Genomic DNA, 6,037 nt, shown 5'->3' on the forward strand with positions numbered 1-6,037 from the left:
CGCCACCCCCGCCGCCCGCCGTCGCGAAACGAGACCTCCCGATGACAGAACAGACAGCGCAGCCCGAGCACGCCGCCACGTTCGCCCACGAGGACACACTGCCGCGCGTCCCGCTGCCCACCCTCGCCGACAGCTGCGCCCGCTTCCTCCAGTGGTGCGCCCCGCTGCTCACGCCCGAACAGCTCGCGGAGACGGAGGCGGCCGTCGCCGACTTCCAGCGTCCCGGCGGCCCCGGCGAACTCCTCCACGCCGAACTGGCACGCTTCGACTCCCACCCCGACACCCACAGCTGGCTCGACACCTTCTGGCCCTACCGCTACCTCGGCCGCCGCGACCGCATCGCGCTCAACGCCAACTTCTTCTTCCTCTTCCAGGACACGGCGCTCTCCCAGACCGCGCGGGCAGCCCAACTGGCCGCCGCCGCCGTCGACTACAAGCTGCGTCTGGACCGGGAGGAGATCCCGCCCGTCACGCAGCGCGGCCGGCCGCTGTCGATGGTGCAGAACACGTACCTGTTCTCCGCGACCCGCATCCCCGGCGAGGTCCAGGACACCGTCCGCCGCCCGTACACCGACGAGTGGCCCGGCCATTCCCGCGCCCGCCACATCGTCGTGTTCCACCACGGCCGGATGTTCCGCATGGACGTCATCGGCCCCGACGGCGTGCCGCACTCGCTGGAGGACCTGGAAGCCGGCCTGGAGGCCGTGCTGAAGGCCGCCGCCGAGCCCGCGCCCGACGGCACCTCCGTCGGCCACCTCACCACCATGGCCCGCGCCGAGTGGGCCGCCGCCCGCCGCCGGCTGCTGGACCTCGACCCGGCCAACGCCGCCACCCTCGACGACGTCGAGACGGCGCTGTTCTGCGTCTGCCTGGAGGACCCGGCGCCCGCCGACACCCTGGAGACCTGCGACCGGCTGCTCCACGGCGACAGCGCCGACCGCTGGTTCGACAAGGCGGTCTCGTTCGTCGTCTTCCCCGACGGCCGCGCCGGCATCAACGTCGAGCACTGCGGACTCGACGGCACCACCGTGCTGTCCTTCGTCGACGCGCTCCTCGGCACGCCCGCCGAGGAGCAGTCCCGCCGCTCCGGCGCCCGCGACCAGGGGCTGCCGGCCCTCTCGCCGCTGACGTTCCACCTCGACGACGGACTGCGCGCGGACGTCACCCGCGCCGCCCGCGAGTTCGCCGACTACGCCGCGGCGACCGCCACCACCACCCTCTCCTTCGAGGACTTCGGCAGCACCGCCGCCAAGGAGCTGCGCACCTCCCCGGACGCGTTCGTCCAGCTCGCCTACCAGCTCGCGCACCAGCGGGCCAAGGGCCACCTCGGCGCCACCTACGAGTCGATCGCCACCCGCCAGTGGAGGCGCGGCCGCACCGAGGCGATGCGCGTCGTCACCCCGCAGATCCAGGCCTTCACCGCCGCCATGGACAACCCCGACGCGACACCCGCGCAGCGCCGCGCGGCCTTCCGCGAGGCGGCCGAGGCGCACGTGACCCGGGCGAAGGAGTGCCAGGCGGGCGACGCCCCCGAGCAGCACCTGTGGGAACTCGAACTGATCCAGCGCCGCCGGGGCACCGAGATCGGCCTCACCGAGCAGCCCGCCCTCTACCGCACCCCCGGCTGGACCGTCATGCGCGACGACTACCTCAGCACCAGCTCCGCGCCCTCCCGGCACATCCAGTTCTTCGGTTTCGGCTCCACCAGCAGCCGCTGCATCGGCGTGGCGTACGTCCTGCTGCCCGACCGGTTCAACCTCTACCTCAGCACCCCGCGCCCGGTCGCCGACCAGATGCACGCCTTCGCCGACCACCTGCGGCGCGCCGTCGCCGAGCTCCGCGCGCTCCTCGCGGAGGAGCCCGCGGCCGCCTAGAACCGAGCCCGGCCGGGCCGCCCCGGCGGAGGTGTGCGACACCGAACCCGGGGCACTCGGCCGGCATGAGGATCAACGGAACCGTCGCCGTGGTCACCGGGGCCTCCGGAGGCATCGGCCGCGCCACCGCCCACGCCCTCGCCGAACGCGGCTGCCAGGTGGTGGCCACCTCCCGGCGCGCCGAGTCCCTGGACGACGTCGTACGCGAGTGCGGCGAGCGCGGCGGCGAGGCGCTCGCCGTGCCGGCGGACGTCACCGACGCCGACGCGCTGGACGCCGTGGCGCGCGCCGCCGACGAGCACTTCGGCGCCCTGGACATCTGGGTGAACAACGCGGCCGTCACCGCGTTCGGCCCGATCCAGGACGTCCCGCTCGACGTGCAGCGAAGAGTGCTGGAGGTCAACATCTTCGGCTACCTGCACGGCGCGCGCGCCGCCCTTCCCTACCTCCGTGAACGCCCCCAGGCCGCGCTGGTGAACGTCTCCTCGGTGGTCGGGGTGGCGACCCAGCCGTACGCGGGCGCGTACGTGATGTCGAAGTTCGCCAACCGGGCGCTCAGCGGCGTCCTGCGGCAGGAGTTGCGGCTCCAGAACGCCGGACACGTCAAGGTGTGCTCGGTGCTGCCCGCGGCGATCGACACCCCGCTGTTCGCGCAGGCCGCGAACTTCACCCGGCACCGGGTGACGCCCCTCAAGCCCGTGTACCGGCCCCAGCGGGTCGCCCGCAGCATCGTGCGGGCCATCCAGGTGCCGCGCGGCGAACTGGTCTCCGGCACCGCGGGCCATTCCCTGGCACTGATGGCCCGGCTGCTGCGGATGCCGACCGAACGGCTGATGGCCGTCATGGTGCGCCGCCAGCACTTCTCCGAAGCGGACGCCACCGAGCCCAGCCGGGGCAACCTCTTCGAGCCCGCGCCCGAGCCCGGCTCGGTGGACGGCGGCTGGCGCTCTTCCTAAGGGCCTAAGGGCTGGTGCTCACGAACGGCCCCCGGCTCGCCGGGGATCACGCCCAGCGCACGCCCTCGTAGTCGCCCGCGCCGGCCAGGAAGCCGTCCACGTCGTCCAGTGTCAGCGGCTCCGGCATCGGATGGCTCTCCGACGCCCTCTTCCGCAGCGCGTTGTCGTACGTCGTGTAGTGGGCCAGGTCACGCGGGTGGCTGTCGGTGTCCAGCTCCGCGAAGTCGCCCGCCACCCGGGCCTTCGCGAGCAGCCGCCGCCACTCGCCGATCGTCGTCAGACCCACCGCCTCCACACCGTTCTGGAACAGCGTCATCAGGATCTCGTCGTACGGCTCGCGGTCGCCGTCGTCCAGGTACTTCTCCAACGCCCGGTACGACGTCTCGGTGTTGAACTTCATCCAGAACGGCACCGAGCCCGTGCGCAGCACCAACCGCGGCTCCATGATGATGAACGACTCCACGTACAGCCGCCGCGCCTCGATGCCGCGCCGCCGGTACCACCAGCGGTACAGGTCGGCGACCAGCGGGCTGGGCGACTCCGGCTCGTCGAACGACAGCCGCCGCACCCGGTAGCCGTGCTCCCGCGCGAACCGCTCGACGTCCTCCGCCAGTGCCTCCTCGAAGCCCCACTCCGCCTCCGGCGACTGCTCCTCGGGCTCCGGCCCGTACCAGCGGCGGACCGGTGAGTCGTAACGCTCCAGGTACGCGGCCACCCGCTCGCCGCCGTGGTGGAACTCCTCCTCGGTGGCACCGCCGAGCGCGCCGTGCTGGAACACGTGCCGGGGCCCCAGCCGGGTGGTGCCCCACTTCCGCCGGCAGTCGGAGATGACGATCGTCCCGCCGGGCTCCAGCCTTTCCTTGAGGAAGCGCTCGTAGCCCGGGCCGAGCGTCCGCCGCTTGTAGCGGAAGTACGTCAGCGCCCGCACCATCAGCCGGTCCTGGTTGGCGTCGTGCATGTGGTGCAGCTGCACGTCCGGGTTGGCCGCCAGCAGCGCACGGCCCGGCTCGACGCCCTTGACCATCGCGCCGCTCGGATCGTCCGGGTGCACCCGCTGCCGCACCGGCACGAAGAACGTCTGCGGCAGCCAGGGGATGCCCAGCGCCGCCCACAGATGTGTCAGCGCCCCGCAGGACGAGCCGACGGCGACCGCCGGATACGGCCCGTCCGGATACTCTTCGCCGACCCAGCGGGACACGTCCTCCAGATCGATGCGGCCCGTCCGCCGCGGGCTGATCGTCTCCGTCGCGCCGCTGACGATGAAGAACTTCTCCCGGGCGCGTTCCGGCAGCAGCCGGGTGGCCCTGACGAGCGGCCGCAACGGGGCCGGGTGCCCGAGCGAGGGGAAGCCCTCGCCCCGCAGGAACGCGGCGTTCGCTCGCAGCATCGCGGAGGCGGAGTCAAAGCCGGCGAGAAAACGAGGAATGGACATGACCTGACCTCCCTGTCCTTCTCGCGGGTAGCCGTCGGCGCGACCGGGCAAACCGCCGGCGCACCGGATCTCGCGCCGGTTGCGCGCCCGGACCCGCGCCGGTTGCCCTCCCGGCGTCGCGCCCGGCGTCGCGCCCGGCGTCGCGCCGACGCGGCGCGTGCCGCCGCCGCGGCTCAGGAGGCGTGCGGCGGCAGCGTGAACGGGCGGGACAGCGTCGCGCCCCAGTCCCGCCACGCCGGACAGCGCAGCGGCGGCTCGTCGGCGAGGAAGCGGTTCACCTCGTGGTAGAACACCGGCCTGATCGGCAGATACGGATGCGCCACCCGCTGCGGGCAGACGTTGCGGTCCACCGGCAGCCGCCAGCCGTCCGGCATCAGCGGCAGGTCCGTCGCCGACGTCACACTCAGCGACCGCACCCCGGGCGGCAGCGGCTCCGCCAACGCCGTCGACGCGCCGTCCGGCGTCGCCAGCAGCTCCCGCGCGGCCGGTGCGTCCGGCTCGAAGACGAAGTCGACGTGCGCGGCCAGCGGCACCACCAGTCGCAGCAGGTCACCGGCCACCCGGCCCTCGCCGCGCTTCCCCGCCGGCGGGTAGCCGAGCGGGCTCTGCGGGAACGGCCCGACCAGCAGCAGCGTGTCCACCTCCGGCGCCTTGCCCTCTGCCACCGCCTGCCAGGCCACCCACACCGCGTGCGAGTGCCCCGCCACCACCACCGGCTGCGGCAGCTCCCGGACCTGCTCCGCGAACGTCCGCACCTGCTCGGCCATCGGCCGCTGGGTGTCGCGGGGGACGTAGGGCGCGCCGGTGCGGATCGGGCAGGTCGCCACCCCGCGCGGCTGCCCGTCCCCCGTTCCCGCGTACGAGAAGTAGTAGGTCTGTTCGCAGCCGTAACCGAGTCGCTCCACCTCGGTTTCGAAGATCGCACCGCTGCCGGAGGACGAGTTGATGCCGGACATCAGCAGCAGCGACCCGGACCGCTCCGCCGCCCGCTGCCCGTACCCCTCCCCGCCGCGCGTCGTCACGAAGACCGTCGCCGCCACCGCGAACGCCGCGGCCGCCGCCGCCAGCCGCAGCAACGGCCGGCCGCGCGGCGGACGGCGCAGCGCCAGCACCGCCGCGCCCGTCAGCACCGCCGACACCGGGACCAGCGCCAGCGACCAGCCCGGCCGCAGATCCGCCAGCGCGCCCAGCAGCAGGAGCGCCACCGCGTACGGCAGCAGCACCGCGACCCGCAGCCCGTTCCCCCACGCCTCCCGGAAGGCGGTCCGCAGCCGCGTCGTCCGCTGCCACGGCAGCGCCGCCGTACCGAACCACACCAGCGCGACCAGCGACACCGAGGCCCAGAACAACCGCGAGTACAGCAGCGACTGCGCCATGAACCCCATCAGCCCCGCCAGCGCCAGCGGCACCCCGACCAGCACGTAGAACAGCAGCACGAACCGCGCCCGCGCCCACGTCAGCCCGCCGGTCAGCAGACACAGCACCACCACCCGCACGGCGAGCACCACCGCAAGCGCCGCGAAGAACTCCGGTTCCGAATGCGCCCGTGCGAGCAGCACCCGCAGATCGCTGTACAGATCGATCGGCGGCAACGCCACCGCGTGCACCAGCCCCGGCCAGCGCGGCAGCACCCCGACCAGCCCCAGCAGCAGCACCACCCCGGTCAGCGCCGCCAACGGCCACAGCGACACCACCGCCCGCGCCACCGCCGGTCGCGTGTCCGAACCGGACAGGTCGGGCATTCTCATCCCTCCGGGTATAGCAGCCGCCGACCC

4 protein-coding genes are annotated in these 6,037 nt (G+C 73.5%); 2 read left to right on the forward strand and 2 right to left on the reverse strand.

Going from position 1 to position 6,037, the window contains the following annotated elements; genetic code table 11:
* Positions 1-41: 41 nt before the first annotated feature.
* Complete coding sequence (locus tag GL263_RS19575; RefSeq protein WP_182857038.1) at positions 42-1,874, forward strand: choline/carnitine O-acyltransferase; 1,833 nt, start codon at positions 42-44, stop codon at positions 1,872-1,874.
* Between the two features lie 65 nt (positions 1,875-1,939).
* Complete coding sequence (locus GL263_RS19580) at positions 1,940-2,830, forward strand: SDR family NAD(P)-dependent oxidoreductase (RefSeq protein WP_182857039.1); 891 nt, start codon at positions 1,940-1,942, stop codon at positions 2,828-2,830.
* A gap of 46 nt (positions 2,831-2,876) precedes the next feature.
* Here GL263_RS19580 and GL263_RS19585 read toward each other — a convergent pair whose 3' ends face one another.
* Positions 2,877-4,262 carry a hypothetical protein gene (locus GL263_RS19585; protein WP_182857040.1) on the reverse strand — a complete coding sequence of 462 codons (1,386 nt, stop codon included), beginning with the start codon at positions 4,260-4,262 and terminating at the stop codon, positions 2,877-2,879.
* Between the two features lie 173 nt (positions 4,263-4,435).
* Entirely contained in the window at positions 4,436-6,010 is a 1,575-nt protein-coding gene (locus tag GL263_RS19590; RefSeq protein WP_228456667.1) for a hypothetical protein, read from the reverse strand.
* Positions 6,011-6,037 lie beyond the last annotated feature (27 nt).

This window comes from Streptomyces durbertensis (assembly GCF_014156695.1).
Classification (GTDB): domain Bacteria; phylum Actinomycetota; class Actinomycetes; order Streptomycetales; family Streptomycetaceae; genus Streptomyces; species Streptomyces durbertensis.

What these genes read in the sequence shown, in the direction of transcription:
- GL263_RS19575 (WP_182857038.1), top strand. Translation starts at nt 42, where the DNA reads ATGACAGAACAGACAGCGCAGCCCGAGCACGCCGCCACGTTCGCCCAC.
- GL263_RS19580 (WP_182857039.1), top strand. Translation starts at nt 1,940, where the DNA reads ATGAGGATCAACGGAACCGTCGCCGTGGTCACCGGGGCCTCCGGAGGC.
- GL263_RS19585 (WP_182857040.1), bottom strand. Translation starts at nt 4,262, where the DNA reads ATGTCCATTCCTCGTTTTCTCGCCGGCTTTGACTCCGCCTCCGCGATG.
- GL263_RS19590 (WP_228456667.1), bottom strand. Translation starts at nt 6,010, where the DNA reads ATGAGAATGCCCGACCTGTCCGGTTCGGACACGCGACCGGCGGTGGCG.